The 20,140-nt window shown below is 41.0% G+C and carries 20 protein-coding genes and 1 riboswitch; of the genes, 2 read left to right on the forward strand and 18 right to left on the reverse strand.

Annotated features, from left to right (window positions below):
- Nucleotides 1-24: 24 nt before the first annotated feature.
- The 17 genes from CVD28_RS18040 to CVD28_RS18120 all read right to left on the reverse strand — a co-directional run bounded on the left by CVD28_RS18040 (nucleotide 25) and on the right by CVD28_RS18120 (nucleotide 16,515).
- Entirely contained in the window at nucleotides 25-684 is a 660-nt protein-coding gene (locus tag CVD28_RS18040) for a flagellar brake protein (RefSeq protein WP_101594584.1), read from the reverse strand.
- 246 nt (nucleotides 685-930) lie between these two features.
- Nucleotides 931-2,304, reverse strand: a complete 1,374-nt coding sequence (gene ypeB / locus CVD28_RS18045) for a germination protein YpeB (protein ID WP_101594587.1) — start codon at nucleotides 2,302-2,304, stop codon at nucleotides 931-933.
- Nucleotides 2,305-2,319: 15 nt separating this feature from the next.
- Nucleotides 2,320-3,198, reverse strand: a complete 879-nt coding sequence (gene sleB / locus CVD28_RS18050) for a spore cortex-lytic enzyme (protein ID WP_101594589.1) — start codon at nucleotides 3,196-3,198, stop codon at nucleotides 2,320-2,322.
- 190 nt (nucleotides 3,199-3,388) lie between these two features.
- Complete coding sequence (prsW, locus tag CVD28_RS18055) at nucleotides 3,389-4,054, reverse strand: glutamic-type intramembrane protease PrsW (protein ID WP_101594591.1); 666 nt, start codon at nucleotides 4,052-4,054, stop codon at nucleotides 3,389-3,391.
- A gap of 573 nt (nucleotides 4,055-4,627) precedes the next feature.
- The gene (locus tag CVD28_RS18060) at nucleotides 4,628-5,005 is read right to left on the reverse strand and encodes a cytochrome-c oxidase (protein WP_101594593.1); all 378 of its coding nucleotides are present in this window, start codon (nucleotides 5,003-5,005) and stop codon (nucleotides 4,628-4,630) included.
- Nucleotides 5,006-5,069: 64 nt separating this feature from the next.
- Entirely contained in the window at nucleotides 5,070-6,038 is a 969-nt protein-coding gene (locus CVD28_RS18065) for an asparaginase (protein ID WP_101594596.1), read from the reverse strand.
- Nucleotides 6,035-7,027, reverse strand: coding sequence for a YpdA family putative bacillithiol disulfide reductase (locus CVD28_RS18070; protein WP_101594598.1), 993 nt, complete (start codon nucleotides 7,025-7,027; stop codon nucleotides 6,035-6,037). Before CVD28_RS18070 ends, CVD28_RS18065 begins: the two co-directional genes overlap by 4 nt.
- 166 nt (nucleotides 7,028-7,193) lie before the next feature.
- Nucleotides 7,194-8,471 (reverse strand): Glu/Leu/Phe/Val family dehydrogenase, encoded by a 1,278-nt coding sequence (locus tag CVD28_RS18075; protein ID WP_101594601.1) that lies wholly within the window; start codon nucleotides 8,469-8,471, stop codon nucleotides 7,194-7,196.
- A gap of 263 nt (nucleotides 8,472-8,734) precedes the next feature.
- Complete coding sequence (locus tag CVD28_RS18080) at nucleotides 8,735-9,316, reverse strand: adaptor protein MecA (RefSeq protein WP_101594603.1); 582 nt, start codon at nucleotides 9,314-9,316, stop codon at nucleotides 8,735-8,737.
- A gap of 131 nt (nucleotides 9,317-9,447) precedes the next feature.
- Complete coding sequence (locus CVD28_RS18085; RefSeq protein WP_101594607.1) at nucleotides 9,448-10,365, reverse strand: MerR family transcriptional regulator; 918 nt, start codon at nucleotides 10,363-10,365, stop codon at nucleotides 9,448-9,450.
- A gap of 47 nt (nucleotides 10,366-10,412) precedes the next feature.
- Nucleotides 10,413-11,195: a metallophosphoesterase gene (locus CVD28_RS18090; protein WP_374702548.1), complete on the reverse strand. Its 783-nt coding sequence runs from the start codon at nucleotides 11,193-11,195 to the stop codon at nucleotides 10,413-10,415.
- A gap of 190 nt (nucleotides 11,196-11,385) precedes the next feature.
- Nucleotides 11,386-12,018: a CBS domain-containing protein gene (locus tag CVD28_RS18095; RefSeq protein WP_101594610.1), complete on the reverse strand. Its 633-nt coding sequence runs from the start codon at nucleotides 12,016-12,018 to the stop codon at nucleotides 11,386-11,388.
- Nucleotides 12,019-12,107: 89 nt separating this feature from the next.
- Nucleotides 12,108-12,563, reverse strand: a complete 456-nt coding sequence (locus CVD28_RS18100) for a YpbF family protein (RefSeq protein WP_101594613.1) — start codon at nucleotides 12,561-12,563, stop codon at nucleotides 12,108-12,110.
- A gap of 75 nt (nucleotides 12,564-12,638) precedes the next feature.
- A complete protein-coding gene (locus tag CVD28_RS18105) occupies nucleotides 12,639-13,286 on the reverse strand; it encodes a LysM peptidoglycan-binding domain-containing protein (RefSeq protein WP_101594616.1) in 648 nt (215 codons plus the stop codon).
- Nucleotides 13,287-13,302: 16 nt separating this feature from the next.
- Nucleotides 13,303-13,905: a CPBP family intramembrane glutamic endopeptidase gene (locus CVD28_RS18110; RefSeq protein ID WP_101594619.1), complete on the reverse strand. Its 603-nt coding sequence runs from the start codon at nucleotides 13,903-13,905 to the stop codon at nucleotides 13,303-13,305.
- Nucleotides 13,895-15,412, reverse strand: a complete 1,518-nt coding sequence (locus CVD28_RS18115) for a RecQ family ATP-dependent DNA helicase (protein ID WP_101594622.1) — start codon at nucleotides 15,410-15,412, stop codon at nucleotides 13,895-13,897. The genes CVD28_RS18110 and CVD28_RS18115 overlap by 11 nt, the downstream gene beginning before the upstream one ends.
- Nucleotides 15,409-16,515, reverse strand: a complete 1,107-nt coding sequence (locus tag CVD28_RS18120) for a helix-turn-helix domain-containing protein (protein WP_101594625.1) — start codon at nucleotides 16,513-16,515, stop codon at nucleotides 15,409-15,411. The genes CVD28_RS18115 and CVD28_RS18120 overlap by 4 nt, the downstream gene beginning before the upstream one ends.
- A gap of 436 nt (nucleotides 16,516-16,951) precedes the next feature.
- On the opposite strand from CVD28_RS18120, the gene CVD28_RS18125 reads away from it, so the two are divergent.
- Complete coding sequence (locus CVD28_RS18125) at nucleotides 16,952-17,200, forward strand: ferredoxin (RefSeq protein ID WP_101594626.1); 249 nt, start codon at nucleotides 16,952-16,954, stop codon at nucleotides 17,198-17,200.
- Between the two features lie 112 nt (nucleotides 17,201-17,312).
- On the opposite strand, the gene CVD28_RS18130 is transcribed toward CVD28_RS18125, so the two are convergent.
- Nucleotides 17,313-17,894: an ECF transporter S component gene (locus CVD28_RS18130; protein WP_101594629.1), complete on the reverse strand. Its 582-nt coding sequence runs from the start codon at nucleotides 17,892-17,894 to the stop codon at nucleotides 17,313-17,315.
- A 158-nt stretch (nucleotides 17,895-18,052) separates the two neighbouring features.
- A riboswitch (FMN riboswitch) is annotated at nucleotides 18,053-18,188 on the reverse strand.
- A 329-nt stretch (nucleotides 18,189-18,517) separates the two neighbouring features.
- Between CVD28_RS18130 and serA the strand changes: the two genes are divergently transcribed.
- Nucleotides 18,518-20,092: a phosphoglycerate dehydrogenase gene (serA, locus tag CVD28_RS18135; RefSeq protein WP_101594631.1), complete on the forward strand. Its 1,575-nt coding sequence runs from the start codon at nucleotides 18,518-18,520 to the stop codon at nucleotides 20,090-20,092.
- The last annotated feature ends 48 nt before the right edge of the window (nucleotides 20,093-20,140 follow it).

Consider the following 20,140-nt stretch of genomic DNA (forward strand, 5'->3'; position numbering starts at 1 on the left):
TCTTTTTCTTTGCCTGGTACAATGTCAATTAATGCTTGTGCCCTTCTTTTTTTCGAGCTGTTTCTCAAACACAAATCGTATTAAATTCTGCCTGTCCCCTTCACTTACTTCAACGAATTGGATGGAGGCCTTGTTGAATCTCCCCATTTGCTCACTTACTCTGATTACTTTGCTCTTTAGCCTGAGATATTGTATTTCTCCGGATTTAAGCGGCAGTACCATCCAAAGATAAATATGAGATGAAGCGGCCAGAATTACGTGCTTTGGTATTTCAAGTCCAGCTCCACCCGCACTCAGATCGGCAGTAACCGCTGTGAACGGAAGAAATTCTCCACGTTCAGAGTGTACGGCCATATCGATGCGGGTATCAATTCTGACGTATTGGCGGCGCTGGATTTTAACAAAGCTATCTTTGTCCGGATAATGAAGATGGATCATAGGAATGTTTGCTTTTTTCCTGCCTAATACCTCAGTATCAAAAATAAATACCGCCTGTTCAGGATCCATATATGTAATTTTGAGCTGGGTGCCATCTATCAGAAATACGGTTTTCCCAGTGTCCAAATTGACCGGATAATCAATAAAAATATCGTTATCATCGATTTCTACAACCATTGCCTTATACTTTTCAGGCTGCAGGGAAAATTTTGGTTCTATGATAATCGAGTCTCCAATTTTAATCATATACTCCACACTTCCGGATGTTTTTTTCTTATTAACTTAGTGCGAAACAACTATATACATTCATGTAAATAAGACTAAATACATAGGTATAACTACTAATATTATGCCATGTAAAGCAAAAAAGGAAAAGTACATTATCTGTACCTTTCCTTAATTTGTAATTTAATTTTCCATTCCCATTCCGCAGAAAACCATGCTATTCCAATTGTTTTGTTTAACTAACTTAAATGGGCTGGTATGGATAATTTAAACTATATTCTCGTATATCGGCTCCGCATTTTCCAGTTTTTCAACCTTCTCTTCGTCGCCTGTTTTTGCATTAATAAAAATTCGGTATGTGTCATCGCCAATTGTTCCAAGGAATTCATGGCAGAGCACTTCCTCCTGTGTATTATTATTAATTACTGAGAGACGGTGCTCCATAACCTGTACCTTAGAGCTGATTTTTTTCCTTGCAGCCTCTTCGGAAAGAACTGGTGTACCAATCTTTCTTTGTTTATTGGACTTCAGGAATTCATCGGCAGAAAAACCGATGATGCTGCCATCATCCAATGCTATTTTCACTTTAACAGAATCCGGATAAATTCTCGCACCTTGTTCTACAGTGACAAAATTAAATAAACCGATATTATCATACTGCGCGCTTTCGTACAGTTCCAGATTTTCAAACTTATTCTGTTTCAAAAATGCCTTTGCATGGTTAGAGGCTTCATTAAGACTGATCTTGGATTTATTCACATCACGAGTGTTAATGAACCATATAGGATATCCGCCCTTTTTGGTGATATCCATATTTACTTCAGATTCTTTTCTAGCATCAGTTAATGACACACTATAGAAACCAAATTCTGAGCCTTTTTTGTTTTCTTCTACTTTAACTTTTGTTCCTTTTTCGGCTTTTGCGTATCTTGTGGCAATGGATGCCGCTTCCTTCTTGCTGATTTCCTTGCCAGTCAGGTTTTTAAAATTATTCTCTTTTTGCTCGTAGGATGTGAAAGTGGGATCCATCTCGTTTGCCTGGCTGTACCCGCTTACCTTTTTCTCAACTGTTTTAAAACCATCAACAATGGTGTTATCGGATTTTTCTTCATCATCAGAAAGAGCCATTTCTACATCCATCCACTTTAGGTTGTTTTGCAGCGCAACATGCTGGACCTTTCTTATCTCAGTCTGAATATCTGCTGACTGCTTATAAAGTGATTGAAGATTGCCATATTCTTTGTCTGTCAAAGGCTCCTTTTCCAGGTCCCTGATTGCAGTACGGTATGAGAAATCCCCAATTTTCGACAGAAATTCTTCTGTTTTACTAAATGCCATCAGAGATAGAGGAAGCTGTCCAACATCATTTTGTGCCTCTGATGTAATTCTCCAGATATCTGTTAGGCAAGGGCTTAATGAGGTTCTTGAATTCATTGCCAGTGAAGTTCCGATCTTATCGTGAAGTATGTCAACCTGATAGGATAAATCATGAAATGCTCTTTGATAGTTGTTTTCCGCATGTACTAATACTGCATTTTTTGCTTGACTCTCCTGGTTTTTTGCCTGGCGCTCCTGGTAGCCCCAGTATCCTGTTACGACCAATGCAATAGAGAGGGCGGCTATAATAATATTCCTTACCAAAGTTACTCACCTCGTTTATCTGCAGAAAATATGCTTTCCGATTGTTTTAATTTGCGGCCTGCCCCAAATCCATCCACTTGTTGCGGTATCTGGGTTAAAGTAGTAGATCGCTCCGCCAGTAGGGTCCCAGCCGTTAATCGCGTCAATGACAGCTTCCTTGGCGCGCTCATTTGGCGTCAGCCAAATCTGGCCATCTGCAACTGCTGTAAAGGCCCTTGGTTCAAAAATAACTCCTGAAACAGTATTTGGGAAAGCCGGGTTCCCTACTCTGTTTAAGATAACAGCCGCTACTGCTACCTGCCCTGTATAAGGCTCTCCCCTGGATTCGCCGTATACAGCATTCGCCATTAGCTGTATATCATTCTGTGAGAATCCGCCTGGTGCGTTCGAAGCCGTGCGCGTTGCTTTGGCAGTCTGGTTTCCAGTCCTTGCTACTCCGGTTTTTTTCGGATTTGCCTTTCCCTTCCCTTGTCGCTGTTTTACTTGCTTTTCAATCGGCACCCCGCCATAATAAGTAAATTCGTTGCCCTTACTAATTTGTTCATGAACCCAGCGGGCATTAAAATTTGAAGCGTCTGCTAATTTCATTTTGGTCGTTGCACCGGCCATACCATCAATTGGGAGACCATACTGACTTTGAAAATTTCTTAGTGCCCAGTAAGTTCCCCAGCCAAACACACCATCAATCCTACCTTTATAGAAGCCGATATTCTGTAGCCGGGCCTGCAATTCAATCACATCATCGCCCACGGCTCCCTGCTGGATGACTTGGCCTGTGAATGCTTCTGCCTTCGGAACGCCAACATGCAACGCAGCACAGCAGCAAATTGACAGAAAAAGCACTTTCCACTTTGACGAAATGCCTTTCACTAAAAAACACTCCTTCTTTTTCATAAAGTGACATAACAGTAGTTTCTTCATCAAGAAGAGTTTTATGCGAAAAAAACACAAGGAGCTACTGATGGGTCTGCTCCGCTATCTTTTTTTACAAAAGGCTGTTAATCTTTGTGCATAATTAACAATGAACTTTATAAATCAAAAAAAAGAACCCTTAAAGGGCTCCTTAATAATAGCTATCTTTTTATTAATTGCTTGCTGCATGGTATTCGGATAGTATCTTGGCCCGCTTGACTTTATTGAGCCCCAGCCACCAAAGAAAAATCATAAAAGGGAGTATCATATAAAGCCAGAACTCCTGTGTAAGCAAAATAAAGTCATATGTACCGTGTAATAGAACTGGGATGATAAATGCCAAAAGAAGAAACTTTTTCTTCATCCCTTGACTGGAAAATTTCCCTTTTCCTAAATAATAGCCCATAATCACGCCAAAAAGCGCATGGCTTGAAACAGGGAGAACAGCCCTCCCGAATGCATGCTCAACCCCATTGGCAACCAGATACAGGACATTTTCCAAAGTAGCAAAACCGAGCGACACAGCAGCTCCATAAACTATACCGTCATACGGCTCATCAAAATCCGCATGGTTATATATTGCATAAAATAGAATAAACCATTTAAAAAACTCTTCAAGCAAACCGGACTGGATAAAGGCCGAGGCCAAATTGCTATCAAATACATTCTCAGTTTCCATTACATATTGAATAAACATCAGCGGGAATACCAGAAATGCACCAAATAAAAACGCCCTTCCTACAACTGAAAGCGGCTCGGTTTCAATCTGATCCTTCAGATAAAAATAACTAAGCAAAGCCAGGCCCGGCGCCAGACCTGCAGTTAGGATGACCAGCATGTGCCGACCTCATTTCGTTCTTTTTTTTGAGGCTCTTTTCGGGTGTTGCTTTTGCAGCATAATTAAAGGGCTTTACTTAGTTTGTCAAAGCATCTTTCTTCGAGCCACGAAGCCCCTGAAAATACGGGTAGGGGCGCCTTTACGAAAAGCAACAATCTATGCGAAAAAAGCCTTTATTTAATCGTATCACGATATGCTTAAAAAGAAAACGGAAGCTTTCCATGTTAAGGAAATTCTAATTTTGCCCGGAACAAAAAGCACCAGCCTGGCACAAGGAACGTCGACGCCTTCACATTCTTACAGGCGGACGAACGGCTAAAATCGCCAGGTCCTATAGGCGCCGCCGGCCCTAGTACGTTCTCACAAAGCTGCCGCTTTGTTTCGAACGATATCTCTGCCTAAGCTTTCCTGTCCTGTACGTCGGGGCTTTGAAGCTAGATATAGAAACACTCTAATTGCTATCCAGAACTCCTACCTTTTTATAATTTCCTTACGAAAATGAAAAAACCACCTGAAACAAGGTGGCCCTTCCAGAAACTATATTCCCATCATCTCTCTTTAAACAATATACCGTTATGTTTTTTGCGGTTTTAATTTCACTAAGATGTTAAGAGCAAAAAGAATGATGGCCAGAACTAATACAGTGCCTCCAACCGCAACAAAAGGGATTAAAGCATCGTTTCCATTAACGACAAATGCCAATCCCGCCATCATTAAAGGCAATGAAATGTTATGCAGCCAAAAATGGGTTTTCGCAAGTTTTGTCACAGCGATTTGCGGAAACAGATGGTACAAAATTCCAGCAAGTGTCATCGCTGTCCAGCCCAATAAATTAATATGGACATGAACAGGAGTAAGAGTATATGAGTGCGTAATGGACATACCCAGCCCTAAGCAAGCGCCAACAACGAAATAAACCACTGATATTCTAATTAATTGGATACCTAACATTCTTCCTATGCCTCCTATTTGGGCCGACTTATAGAACTATATGCACAGGACAAATGTTAGATAACTAATATTTAAAATCGCTGGACTTTATTTTCTCTTTGCATGCCAAAAGTACAGCCAACTTAATCCTTGCTTTTTTGCTGTCATAATCCGCACCCAAAATGACTCCTCTTTCTTTAAGGTCAAAAGCACTTCCTTCGTAATCATAAGCCGGATATACTTTTCCCTCTTCTGCACTAGTTGTTATCACTATGGATGTATCATTGTCCAAAGCTTTCTGGATTGAACTGACCATTTGCGGAGTAACCTGGCCCCTGCCAACACCTTCCAATATGATTCCCTTTGCCCCCGCTGCAACTGAAGCATCAATAAACAACCCGTCAGCACCTGTATGGCATTTAATGATGTCTACCCTTGGAATTCTATTTTTAACAGGATAAAATTCCCGGTGGAAAGGTTTCTGATAAATGCTCACCACATCATTATCAATAATTCCAAGATATCCATATCCAAAGGATTCAAATCCTTGCAGATTGGAAGCGTGGACTTTTTTAACATATTTTGCTGAATAAATTCGTTCATTGAATACTACTACAACTCCGCCATTCTCCAGAAGCGGATTGGCAGCTGCATAAATAGAGTTCCTTAAATTGGAATATACATCGGTGCCAACCTCCTGAGGCGAACGCTGTGAGCCGGTTACTACAATAGGCCTTTTATCCTCTGTGGCAATATCAAGGAAATAAGCGGTTTCCTCAAGAGAGTCGGTTCCGTGAGTAACAACGATTCCTGTCACACTTGAATCTTCCAATTCTTTGTTTATTGCATCCCGTAAAGCCAGCATGGTTTGAAAATTCATATGCATGCTCGGAACCTTCATAAAATCTACAATTTTTATTTCAATATCATCCGGCAGCTTACAGAGGGCAGCCAGTTCATCACCACTAAGCGCCCCAGAAGATAGCATCCCATTTTTGGTTTCTTTACTGGCAATTGTACCGCCAGTCGTTAATAAAGAAATCTTTTGTTTCATTGTTTAGCCTCTTTTCCCCGGTCATTTTCCCTTCCCATAATTGATGCAGCAATTAAACCGCCATGAAAACGGCCGTTTTCGATGAATATTTCGTTAGCATTATTTCCTGCAGCTATTACTCCGGCAATAAAAATTCCTTCAACATTCGTTTCCATCGTTTCTGCATCAAAGAAGGGCCTTCCTGTTTCTTCATCTATATTTACTCCCATTTGCCTAAGGAAGCTGTGATCTGGATGGTATCCTGTCATGGCAAACACAAAATCATTTCTAATTTCCTTTGATATTCCGTCTTGTGTGTAGGAAATCGTATCAGGGGTAATTTCCAATACATCGGCCCCAAAATCCATCTTTATCGTTCCGCTCTTCACTAATGCTTCGAACTCCGGTAGGATCCATGGCTTTATGCTTTTTGAATACTCATGCCTTCGATATAAAACAGTTACCCTTGCCCCAGCCTTTACCAATTCGAGAGCAGCATCTATGCTGGAATTTTTTCCGCCGATCACCGCCACATCCCTGTCAAAGTATGGGTGTGCTTCTTTAAAATAGTGGAATACCTTTGGCAGGTTTTCTCCAGGCACCTTCAAATAATTCGGATTATCATAATAGCCAGTGGCAATAACAATATAACGGGCAGAATACTCTTCTTTATCGGTATGCAATAAAAACGAGCCGTCTTCCATCTTTTTGATTTGTCTGGCCTTTTCAAAAGCATTTATGCGAAGCTGCTTTCTTCTGACGACCTCCCTGTAATAAGCTAAAGCTTGGTTCCTGACGGGTTTACGGTTCTCTGTAATAAAAGGAACATCTCCAATCTCCAGCTTTTCGCTTGAGCTAAAAAAAGTCTGATGAGTCGGATAATGATACACCGCGTTAACAATATTGCCTTTTTCTATTATGAGGGGAGATTTACCTGTTTCCTTCAATGATATGGCCGCAGCCAAACCGCAAGGCCCTCCTCCTATAATAATAACCTCTTCCTTAATCATCCGTTCCACACCCTTCTTTAACACACACTCTAATGATTACCTTTTCCAGCAATATATAAAGACATTTACAATCATAATAGTACACAAAAAGGCCAGAAACGTAAAAAACCTTGTCTATTTTGGTACAGGACAAGGTTTTTTAGTGTTAATGACTTCGAATCAAATTTTAGATCCAGCCTCTGAAGCGGGAAGCTTCAGCCATCTTTCTGACACCTACCATATACGCGGCAAGGCGCATATCGACGCGGCGGGTTTGAGCTGTTTCATAAATATTATTGAATGATTTTACCAATATTTTCTCCAGCTTTTCTTCAACTTCTTCCTCTGTCCAGTAGTAGCCCTGGTTGTTTTGAACCCATTCAAAGTAAGAAACTGTTACACCGCCGGAAGAAGCGAGTACATCAGGAACCAGAAGAATTCCTCGTTCCGTCAAAATTTGAGTTGCTTCAAGAGTTGTCGGGCCGTTTGCAGCCTCCACTACAATTTTCGCCCGGATATTATGGGCATTTTCATCAGTGATCTGGTTTTCAATTGCAGCAGGGACAAGGATATCACAATCCAGCTCCAGCAGCTCTTTATTTGTAATTGTATTTTTAAAAAGCTTTGTAACAGTTCCAAAGCTGTCCCGGCGATCAAGCAAGTAATCAATATCAAGCCCATTTGGATCGTATAGTCCGCCGTAAGCATCTGAAATACCTACAACGATAGCCCCTGCATCATGCATGAATTTCGACAGGAAGCTGCCGGCATTACCAAAGCCTTGGACAACAACGCGCGCTCCCTTTAATTCAATGCCCTTCTTCTTTGCAGCTTCATTTATGCAAATCGTTACACCCTTGGCAGTAGCAGATTCACGGCCGTGCGAACCGCCAAGCACAAGCGGCTTTCCAGTAATGAAACCTGGTGAATTGAATTCGTCAATTCGGCTGTACTCATCCATCATCCAGGCCATAATCTGGGAGTTGGTAAATACATCGGGAGCAGGAATATCTTTAGTTGGACCAACAATTTGACTGATGGCCCGTACATATCCGCGGCTTAGCTTTTCCAGTTCACGAAATGACATATTGCGCGGGTCGCAGACAATTCCGCCTTTTCCGCCGCCATATGGCAAATCGACAATGCCGCACTTAAGGCTCATCCAAATGGAAAGCGCTTTAACTTCCCTTTCAGAAACAGCAGGATGGAATCTGATTCCGCCCTTTGTTGGTCCGACAGCATCATTATGCTGTGCCCTGTATCCGGTAAATATTTTAACAGACCCATCATCCATACGGACAGGGATTTTTACGGTGAGCATACGAATTGGCTCTTTCAAAAGCTCGTATACCTCTTCCGGATATCCCAGCTTTTCAAGAGCTTTATGTATAACAGTTTGAGTTGATTTTAGTACATCATGTTTTTCTTCATTGTTAGCAGGTTCAGTACCTTTTTCGGCTACCATGTGTGTACCCCCTAAGGTCAATTAGTAAATAAGGACTTCTTCCATGACATAGTATACACCTTTGGTACATTTATGCAAAGCATAAAAATATATATTTTCCCTCTTTGAAACAAAAAATGTAAACGCTGTCATTTTTGGTCTTCTGTCCTATTATTATTCCGTTTCCCTGTTGAATGAGGGAATAAACGGAACCTGTAAAAATTCTGTGTAAATGTTGGGTTTATGATCTTTCAATTTACTAAACAAAGCCTAATAATAGATATTTAACGGGAAAAGTAAGCAGTAATCATTCCAGCGGCATTTTGGTCAATGATCTGCTTACCGTATTCCTGCAGACGCGGGAGTGTAAGTGTAGAGACACTGCCATATTCAGCAGCCAGAGAAATGACTGCATCAAATACTGCATCCGGGATTTCTTCCAGAAGCAAATAATAGATATCTTCATAGCTATATAGGGAACCAGCAATAATGTTAATGTTCTTAAGGCAGTATGAAAGCTGAATTACGTCCTCCAGTATCGGGAAGGAATATAGAATGTAAGGATGCTCTCCAACCTTAACTTCAAGATCGAGATAATCATCTTCATCATTAAGGAATTGGTCCTCTTCATCCCTTGAGACAATAATAATTAAACCCTGTGCCGGAAGAGAAAAAATTTCAACACCAATTGTACCAGCTATTTCAAAACCGATTTCAGCACAGGCTTCTTCAATCATTTCATGAAAGAAACGGTGAATCTTCAGGGAATTTCCTTTTATATCCTCAGCTGTTAATCCGCGATCACTTAAATCATCGAATGTTAAAAATATTTTTATCTTATTAGTTGTCAGCCGCTCAAGTTTCATAAAAAAAGCCCCCCGCGTTCCTATCTTCATACATACTATGAAGACACTGAATCAGGGTGCATATCCTTGATAATTATTGGTTTATTATACCCAAACAATGTGGCTAAGGGGTTTTTGCTCAGTTGGAATTTTTACTCTGTATCCAGCATTAGAAAACGCTCAATCCATTGGTCCCATTCATGTTTAGTATTTCCAATAAATAAATTCTGAAATTTTACTTTTTCATCTTTATTATGAGCTGTAAAGGCTAGCCCGCTCAAGCCAATTTGCAGATCAGGCCTATCACGCTTAAAATCTTCCGCAAGTGTTAATGTTTTCTCCAAATTCGCTGGCACGGTACAGGACACAAATAAAAACCTCGGGTTTACGCTGCCGATCGCAGCTTTCAAATCAGCCTCTGTAACACTGTGCCCCAGATATACTACTTCCAATCCCTTTCGCCGAAGGAAGAAAGTTAATATGAGCAGCTCAAAATCATGCCGCTCATCCGGTCCGCACACAGCCAGCGCTTTTGGAAGAAATCCATGTGAAGGAATTGTATGCATATAATACGTTACTCTTGCCCTGATGATAGATGAGGCGAAATGTTCATGTGCCGAGGTTAGGTCCCCTGTTTCCCTCAATTGCTCTATATCTGCCATTATGGTTCGTAAAATATCCATTATCACAAGGTCGGCTGTGTATAAGGCAAATGCCTGGTTGATCAATTCATGGGATTTTGTCTCATTGAAAGCTATAAACGAATCTAGCAGCCTTGTTTTCAAAAGCTGTATTTGGTTTGTGTCTCCAGCAGCCTCTTCTCCATTTTCTGCTGCCAGCTTCCGGCCTTGCTCAAATAACGAAACAGCCTGGCTAATGGAGAAACCTTGTGAAGTTTTGGAAATTAACCATCTTAGAATTTTAACATGCTCTTCTGTATACAGCCGGTGCCCGGACTCATTTCGGACTGGCGAAATTAACTGGTAACGCCTTTCCCAGGCTCTTAACGTACCTGGCTGGATACCAAGCAGCTTTGAAATTGCTTTAATATTATATTTACCCTCTTGCATGGCTGCCTCCAGAAGGATCTTTTTCTATCCTTTGATTTGCTATTTTGCTATTCCTTCATGAGATGGATCAGATGAGTCTCCGGCTTGGCTCCCAGCCTAAGCGGCAATAAGCTTGTGCCATAGCCATTGCTTGTAAGGATTTTGATTCCCCGCTCTTCCTTTAATCCCCCCAATTCATAAGGTCCCCGCCCAAAAACGCGGATTTGCCCGCCGTGTGTATGGCCCGCCAATACCAGCCTGATACCAGAGCTGGCATTGATATCCTTTATAATTGCAGGGTGATGGCTTATCAGGATTTTAAAGGAATCCGCTTCTGCATCGGCCAGCGCAAGATCCAAACGTGCTTTTTTTGCTTTTAAATAATCCACGCCGAGGATGGATATTACCTCTCCTTCAGCTGATTCAAACATGACTGCAGTATTATCAAGAATCTTAACTCCGTGTTTAAGCAGCGTTGCGTCCAGCAGATGATAATCTGTTTCATAATCATTATTGCCCCATACAAAATATGCCGGTCCAATAGACTTAAGCTTCGCAATATTTTCTTCAACCTGGTCAAAGGGCACGCCGCTTTCGGTAAGATCTCCGCCAATCACAACAAGGTCGGCTTTTCCAAGAGCTTGGCTGATTATGCTATCTGATACCTTCCGTTTGTGGATATCAGAAATAAAAAATATAGAAAGCTTTCCAAAATCCTCCGGAAAATCCTTAAAATTTATATCCGTATTAATGACCCTGTTCATTCTGGCCGTTAACCACATAAAGATAAGCAAAAAAACACCAGCTATAATTAATACAGCAAATAAATACAAAATAATCAAAGAATCCACCCTAGTCCCTTATGTTTCTTCTGAAATCATACCATAATAAAATGCCATACATAAAGCCTTCTTAAAAAGGGAGCATTTATTTCTCTTATTTCTAAGCACCACCCTCTTCTCCTAAAAAAATAACCTTGCCACATAGTTCTATGGCAAGATTATTCATTCCCATTTACCGCTTTCTAAAAGCAGAATATGATTAATCCTCAGAAACGTTAAGCACTCTAAAACCTGATGCCTCAAGCTTTGAAAGGAACTTTTCAATATTTGGCTTCTTTTCAACTTTCATAACGATCCTGCGAACCAATTTGTCTGTTTCATCAAAGGTTACAAGTGAAATGATATGTTCGTGGAACTGGTGGGCAATCTCTGCAAGCCTTGCAATCCGGCCCTCTGTCTCTACAGATGTGAATGCGATCCTTACTCCCGGCTGGTGCATTCCAAAGGCACTGGTAAATTGCTCTACCACATCGCTTCTGGTTACTGCCCCAAGAAATTTCTTTTTCTCATCTACTACTGCCATAATCGGAAATACCTTCAAATCTACTAATGTTTTTTCAAATATCTCGTCACCCTGCAGAAATTGATCCTGATGGGTCGAAATATCTGCAGCCTTAGTCTGCTTCATAAATTCAGATTTAGGCAAGTCCGACTGAAAACAGCTTTTATATATACCGTATCTGGTAATAATACCTGCATATTCATCGCCATTTAAGATTGGCAGCCCATCCACATCTTTTTCCTGCAGTTTTTCTAAAACGGTATCCAAAGTATCATCTTGCTGAGCTACAAAGCAGGCATGCTTTGGAATCATAATGCTTTTAATAAACATGCGAATATCACCCCAATAAATATAGATATATCTATATTCCACAACTTGGGTAATTACACCTTTTTTCTATCTTTAAAAACTTTATTCTATTACTTATTTTCATGGTAAAGATTTATATCATAATTCTTTTTCATGGATTCATAAACTTTATGGCGAGTCTTCCAAGCCTGATCCCTCCATAGATCCTTGCTTCTATCGATAATTTCGCAGCGAAGAGCATGGTATTCCTTCTCCGCTTTGTCTAGCTTTTGCTTCAGCACGAGCATATAGCCATACAACCCAATGACTGCAATTAAAAAGATAAAATGATCAAATTCATCTACAAATGCAGAAAACATCGCGAAGAAGGAGTAGGAGTACGGCTTAGCGATATAAACATAAATATAGCTCAGGAACATACCTGCCAGAGCAATTGATGCCCAAAGGCTGATAAGATGATTTCTTTTATATTTGTCAAATTTCCTCTTCCTGTCTACCACACTTTGCAGCATTTGTTTTGTTGCCTCATCGGTATGCTCGTCCAGTAATATAATGGCTGGCTCCATAACCGAGTCACCCCCAGTAATTGCATGTTTACTCCAAAATATATGCGAAATGTTATGGAATAGTACAACATGCTGCTATTGCTTAATGGGGATTTTCAGCACTTGTCCAACTTCGATTTCATTTGCCTGCAGGCTATTCCATTCCCTGATCAGCGGTATCCCATCCTGGGACTTATAATATTTCATCGAAATCCGAAAAATTGTTTCCTGAGGCTGTACAGTATGATAAAGAACCTTATATCCCGGCGGGTCGCTTTCATTTTGCTGTTTTCCCTGTTCATCGGCAGGTTTTGCAGCCGCTGCAGGAGCAGGGGCTTTCGGTTCACCGGCCAGATCATCTTTAGCGTATGATTCGTTTTGAATGCTTGTACTTGTTTCCGTTTCCGGGGGCGTTTCTGCCTGGGCTGGTATATGCCCTGATCCTTCACTGCTTCCGCCAATATTAATTGTTTCATATCCGCCGCTGGATTCTCCGTTTCTGCCCGCATCCTGCTTTTGGTCGAAATAGCTATACAGGCTGTATATCGTTATTGGCAGCAAGATAAAAAATAAGGATAAAAGCTTTAGCATAGGAAACTTAATTTTCCATTTATTTTTCTTTCGCTTGTCCCTATGCACTTCACTCCTGGTTGGAAGTTTTGAAGAACGTGAGGTTCTGGAAACTTTCATTTCTGACCGAAGCCCTCCAGCCTGGTCATCCATGATTCGCCTCTCTGATTCCATTTAGGCTCCCCTCTTTCTATTGTTGTTCAAGTTCTTTTGCTTGTTTTTCCGCCTGTTTTTTCACAATAATACCTAAGATAAAATCAATTAAAAAGTGGGCGAAAATAGTTACCAGTAAATTTTCAGTGACTTCAAATATATAACCTATAAAAAAACTTAAAACGGTGATATTTAAAAATAAAAACCAATTAAATAGATACCGGTAATGAACAGCTGCGAAAATTATACTTGCCCACATAAGACCTGTCTGGGTCTGGATCATTCCCCTGAACAATATTTCTTCACTGAATGCTACAGCAATAGCAACTACAAAGATCATTGGGTAAGATAGTCTTCCAAAGATTCTGGCATTTACCCCTCCATCATCCTGCCACGATTCAGGAACGATTTTCATTAAAAATAAATCAAACAGGATTACTGCTATTCCCGCCCCGCCGCCGATGATAAAGATATTAATGTCATTGGGTCGAAAAAGAGCGAAAAAAGCAGAAATATCCTTAAATAAAATAATACCTAAAATAAATGAAAGAGATAAGAGAATAACCTGAGTTAACAGTAAATTTATTCTTAATTCCCTATCAGACAGGCTCCTCACCAATTCAGCATGTTTATTTCTCATTAATTACAGCTCTCTTTAACAATAAAATACTCTCCAATTCCTTTTTCCAGGAAAAGTTCTGTTCTACTGTGGAATTCTGCTGATTTCCAGCCGGCAGCTCTTCAAACAGCCGGGCATTAGAAAAACCGCAATTATCACAGCAGTAAGGGATAATTGCTTTCTTTTCTTCCTGAAAATAGTTCAGGAGAAGTTTTCTTCTGCACTCAGATGATTGGAGCCATTGGAAAAAGCCGCTGAATTTCTCATGCTTGACCAGCTTCCTTTCCTGTACATATCCAATTAATTCGCCGGCCTTCTGCGCTGGATTGCTGTCCTTAATAAAAGCCAAAATAAACCGGAGCTGTGTCTCATTGAGAGAGTACTTGGCCATTAGATCCAATTGGACAGACTGAGGAAGCTGGCTGGCATTTAACCCTTCACTGCTAAGAAACCGGCAGGATTCCTCGATTTGAATACTCGTTGGCAGTTCCTGCTCAGCAAGCCTAATCGGCAACCCCTCATCACCTGCACTATAGAGCAGAATCGCTACGCTTTGTTTACCATCCCTTCCTGCCCGGCCTATCTCCTGTACATAAGCTTCCATGCCCATCGGCAAGTGAAAATGGATAACAAAACGGACATCCTCTTTATTGATTCCCATACCAAAGGCTGAGGTTGCACAAATAATCCTAATCTGTCCGCAAAGGAATTGCTGCTGCATGAGCATGCGCTGTTCCTGTTCCATTCCTCCATGATAAAAGCTGACATCTTTTATTCCCTTTTCTGTCAGCAAGGCAGCAGCTGACTCTGCCAGCTTCTTGCTTGAAAAATAAATAATGCCTGACCCTTTTATCTCTGAAGTCAATTCAATAAGCCGTTCCAGCTTATCATCATAGCTGGCTAATTTTTCAACTGTAAGGGCAATATTTTTCCGGTCGATAGATGTAATGATTTGGGTAGGGCTGCTTAATCTGAGCTTTTCTGCGATATCCGTTCTTACCTCAACCGTTGCTGAAGCAGTTAATGCAAGCGTTAATGGATTATTAAGTTCAGCCCTTATCCCGCCTAAGTTTAAATAGTCCGGACGGAAATCATAGCCCCATTGGGAAATACAGTGGGCTTCGTCGACAACGAACAAGCCAATATCAAGGCGTTTAAGAGTTGCCATAACGGAACTCATTCGAAGCATCTCCGGTGATAGGAATATGAATCGGTAACGTCCCAACTGATTCAGCGCAGCTTGTTTTTGCTTATGCGACAGAAAAGAATTGAGAGAGATCACTTTTTTTTCGCCTCTCATCTTCAGCTGCTCTGCCTGGTCCTGCATTAATGAAAGGAGCGGTGAAACAATGATAATATTTTTATTTAAAATATAGGCAGGGAGCTGATAGCATAGTGATTTGCCGCTTCCTGTAGGCAGCATAGCCAATGTACTTTGACCAGCGAGCAAGGAGGCTATTACTTCCTTTTGCCCGGGTCTGAAATCCGTAAAACCAAAATATTTCTGAAGAATATTCTCCAATTTCATGCTATATCCCCCATTTTTGCCAGAACAAGCCGTATTTGAAAATAACTTGCTGTACTTTTCAAATGCTGTTTTATTTCTTTTAGCTGCTTTGTCCCAAGTTTTTCGGCGATCTTTGTGATTGCTGTCTCCAGACCTTCAGGTACATAGGGCTCAATGGAAAAATCTTTATAGCATAAAGCAATTTCAACGATATGATCTTCAATAGTGCTTATTTTCAAGCGGCGTATTTGGGCAATTTCAGAAAGCTGCCTGCCTGCTTTAATGTATTTTAATGTTACTTTTGCCGAATTAGTCAGCGGCATCTCTTCCGTTCCAGCTAGATCTCGTACCAGCGATGATACCAATGGATAACTATCCTGATTTGCTAAAACCGTTTTTATGATATAGTGCAGTGTTCCTGCAAATAAAAAACGGACGTCAGATGGCTGAATACCGAGCATCCTGCCAATTTGTTCATTTGTATAGCCAGTTCGCCGGCTTCCTGTCAGCTTCATAACAAAAATGTCACGCTCGGCCGGCTGCCTTTTCTCAAGAAGCAAGACAAGTTCCTCATAAAGCGTAACTGCAAGATCGGACCTGTCCTTATTTTCATTCTTCAGAAATACTTTAACCCATTGCTGAATATTCAAGTTCTTCTGGATCGGATAAAACGATTTAACCCCGTGAACAATATTGGAAAGCGCTTGGACTAATAGAGTGAACCGTTCCCAAAAGACTGCAGTAAAAGAGTGAAATTGCCAGCCATCCAGGTCGGCAGGAAGAGGATTTTCCAAGTAGAATTGTTCGAGGCTATCTTTCCCGCTCACCGTTGCTTGATAATGATGCTCGGCACCAAGCTTTTTGATATACCCAGCCTTCTGCAGCCCTTGTACAGCAGCTTCAACATTCATACGTGCAACATCAGGGAAAAGAGCGAAAAAAACAGACACGCCAAAAAGCTGGCCATCCTGAATGGTCTGTGAGGATTTCTTGCCCTTAAGCAAGTGGTAAATCCCAAATATTGACCGCTGGCCGTCAAACTTATCGATGCAGTGCAAAATCGCGGCCTGAAAATAGGTTGTAATCAAAATAATCACTGTCCTGATTTGGATATTATTGTTCATAAAGAACCTTAATTCTTGCTGAATTGTGCAGCGCCGATACAGGGCACAATACTAAGAGGGAAAAAGCCTAATAATATTCTCCCGCTTTCCCTTCAATTAGCTTCCAATTAGTCAAGTCACTTGTTCTTTTCTTTACATTCCATTGTATCAGAGGATTCGACGGAATAGGTGACTATTTGTCGAATAATCATAATCCGGCTAAATAAAACCGGAAAAACCCTGAATGCAGCAGAAGGAATCCTTTTTAATTTTTGACGGAATGAAGATCAAAATTAAATGCAGCGACACTTATATTTCACTAAAACCTTTGTGTGATAAGTATTCTCAATACATTTTCTATTGAAAATTTCATGTTTGAGTTTTACAATAATAGTGGAAGTTCAGGTTCCTCCTTATAAAAGTAGGAACTTGTGTACATAATGGGAGGGGTTTTTTCATGGCAAAGTATACAATTGTTGACAAAGAAACATGTATCGCATGTGGTGCGTGCGGTGCTGCTGCACCGGATATCTACGATTACGACGATGAAGGCATTGCTTTCGTAACATTGGATGATAACCAAGGTATTGTTGAAATTCCTGATGTATTGGAAGACGACATGATGGACGCGTTTGAAGGATGTCCAACAGACTCTATCAAGGTTGCAGACGAGCCGTTCGACGGAGATGCAACTAAGTTCGAATAAATTATTATGAGGGCCGTCAGGAGCATTGCTCCCTGATGGCTTTTCTCTTTCTATATTGGTAGCACTAATTAATAAAAAGCCCAGAACTGCAGACTGCAATTCCGGGCTTTTATTATGCGTTTTTATATTGTGACTGCTTTGAAATCCAGGTCTGAAGACGGATGAAAAGCAGCATGAATACAATTGTAATTAATGCGCCTTTTACAAGGTTAAACGGTAAAATTGCAGTTGCAATGAACTGGCGGGCAGCCGGAGCTGACATTGCTTCCCAGCCCATGAAAATCGTATAAGCCGGCAGGAATACATAATAATTAAGAACACCCATTAATACAGACATTGAAAGGGTGCCTGCAACCAATCCAGCTGTCATACCTTTTTTAGATGCCATTTTTTTGTATACAAAGTACGTTGGAAGTACAAAGAGAATTCCTGCTGCAAAATTGGCGATATGTCCGACCGGTACACCTGTTGGGCTGCCAGTCATTATAAAGTCTAAGACGTTTTTAATTAACTCTACCAAAATTCCCGCAGCTGGACCAAATATTAACGCTGCAATTAATGCAGGGATATCGCTGAAATCCACCAATAAAAATTGGGGAAATCCAGGGAATGGAAAATTTAGAAGCATTAATATATACGCTATGCTGCTGAACATACCAATCCCGACTAATGTTCTGACCTTGCTGTTTTTCATATAGATCTCTCTCCTTCTTTTTGTGATCTACCCCACGAAAAGAGGACAGGCCCTTTTGCACACCAATAGAAAGCCCTTCAATCCGCATATGGAATTGAAGGGAGTAATGGCATGTTCAAAGAAACGTTTGAAATATAATTTTAAACGCCGTAAGGAACCTCCATCTTCTCCCATCCAGACTATACTGTCGGCTTTGGAATCTCACCAAATCCTGCCCCGAAAGGCTCGCGGGCTTAAAAGGTTTGAACCTTCATCACCGCCGGTGGGGAATTGCACCCCGCCCCGAAGATAGACCTATTTATTTTACAATACTGATTATATCCCAATCACTTCAGAATGTGAAGATGTATGCTTGAGTTTTCACAAAATCGTAAAAGGAAAAAAGTAGTAAGATTTTTGATTTTATAACTTTTTCAAAAATTATTTTTGGTGAAGCGCTTTCATTCGGGCTAGCTCAATTGACAGGGATTCTGGGCTCTTGTAGAATTAACAGAAATTTAAGATTTAAAGATAAATATAAGCTTTCACGAGAAAATTCCTTAAGTTTCATCAGGAAATACCGGTCGGGAGCAGTACTCCCCCATTTAGTAAATTTTTTTTATATAGTAAAGGATGTGCTGAAAATGTTTCGTATATTAGTTGCAGATGCGATTAAGCCTGAGGGGCTTACACCGCTGATGGATTCCCCGGAAATAACCCTCATCCAGAAAACGGTCGATGAGGCAGTTAATGAATTGGACACAATTGACGCATTGCTTGTAAGGAGCGCAACAACTGTAACAGAGGAATTAATCAACGCAATGCCAAAACTAAGCATTGTTGCCCGGGCGGGAGTGGGGATAGACAATATTGATGTTAATGCCGCCACGAAGCGCGGAATAGTTGTAGTCAATGCTCCTGATGGAAATACGATCTCAACTGCCGAGCATACATTTGCCATGATGGCTTCATTAGTCAGGCATATACCACAGGCCCACGCTTCTGTTAAAAACAAAGAATGGAAGCGGTCAGCCTTTACAGGGACAGAACTGAACCGCAAGAAGCTGGGGATTGTCGGCATGGGACGAATCGGGGGCGAAATCGCGAAAAGAGCCCAGGTATTTGGCATGGATGTGGTTGTATTTGATCCATTTTTAACGAACGAACGCGCTAAAAACATGAATGTAGAACTTCTTACTCTAGAGAATCTTTTGCGTCAGGCCGACATTATTACTGTACATACTCCTTTAACGAATGAAACCCGCGGACTGTTAAATATCGATAATCTGAGAACCTGTAAAAAGGGCGTGTATTTACTAAACTGTGCCCGGGGCGGAATTATTGATGAAGAAGCATTATACGAGCTTATTTTGGAAGGCCATATTGCCGGAGCGGCCTTTGATGTTTTTGTGCAAGAGCCGCCTTTAAACAATAAGCTGCTTGAACTGGATTCTGTTATTGTTACCCCTCATTTAGGGGCATCTACAAAAGAGGCACAGCTGAATGTAGCAACCCAGGTAGCGGAGGAAGTTCTCATCTTTTTGGAGGGCAAGCCTGTCTCCAACTCTATTAATCTGCCAGCTATTACAAAGGAAATGTTCCAAAAAATCCAGCCATATTATCAGCTTGTAAAAAGCATGGGCTCAACCGCTTCTCAATGCATGAAAGAAGGCATACGGGAGATCTCTGTTACTTATTCCGGAGAAGCCACGGGCTTTGATACTAGTATTCTTACCAAAAGCCTGATCTCCGGATTTTTCAAAACGAGGCTTGATATACCTGTTAATGAAGTAAATGCATTGCTGATTGCACAGGAAAGAGGCGTGACAATCGGGGAAAAAGTTGCGTCTGATTCTTCAGGCTATAAAAATTATATTACTGCCGTGATAAAAGGCGATAGTCGGCAATTCGAGATAAAAGGCACCTTTGTTGCCAACTATGGCCCGCGAATTATCAGCATTAATGGCTTTAATATTGATTTCCGCCCTGAAGGCGACCTGCTCTATATTCAGCATACTGACCGTCCAGGTGTAATCGGCCGTGTAGGAAAAATCCTCGGTGACCATGAAGTCAACATTGCAACGATGCAGGTGGGCAGAAAAGAAGCTGGCGGCGAAGCCATCATGGTTCTTTCCTTTGACAAGCCTTTAAGCGACGAAATGTTTGAAATTATGAACAAGCTGGATGACATAACATCCATGTATCGAATCGGTTTATAACATAAGCAAAAGCAGGAGCGAATACCTTTCGCTCCTGCTTTTGCTTAT

This window comes from Bacillus sp. M6-12 (assembly GCF_002860285.1).
Lineage (GTDB): Bacteria > Bacillota > Bacilli > Bacillales > DSM-1321 > Peribacillus.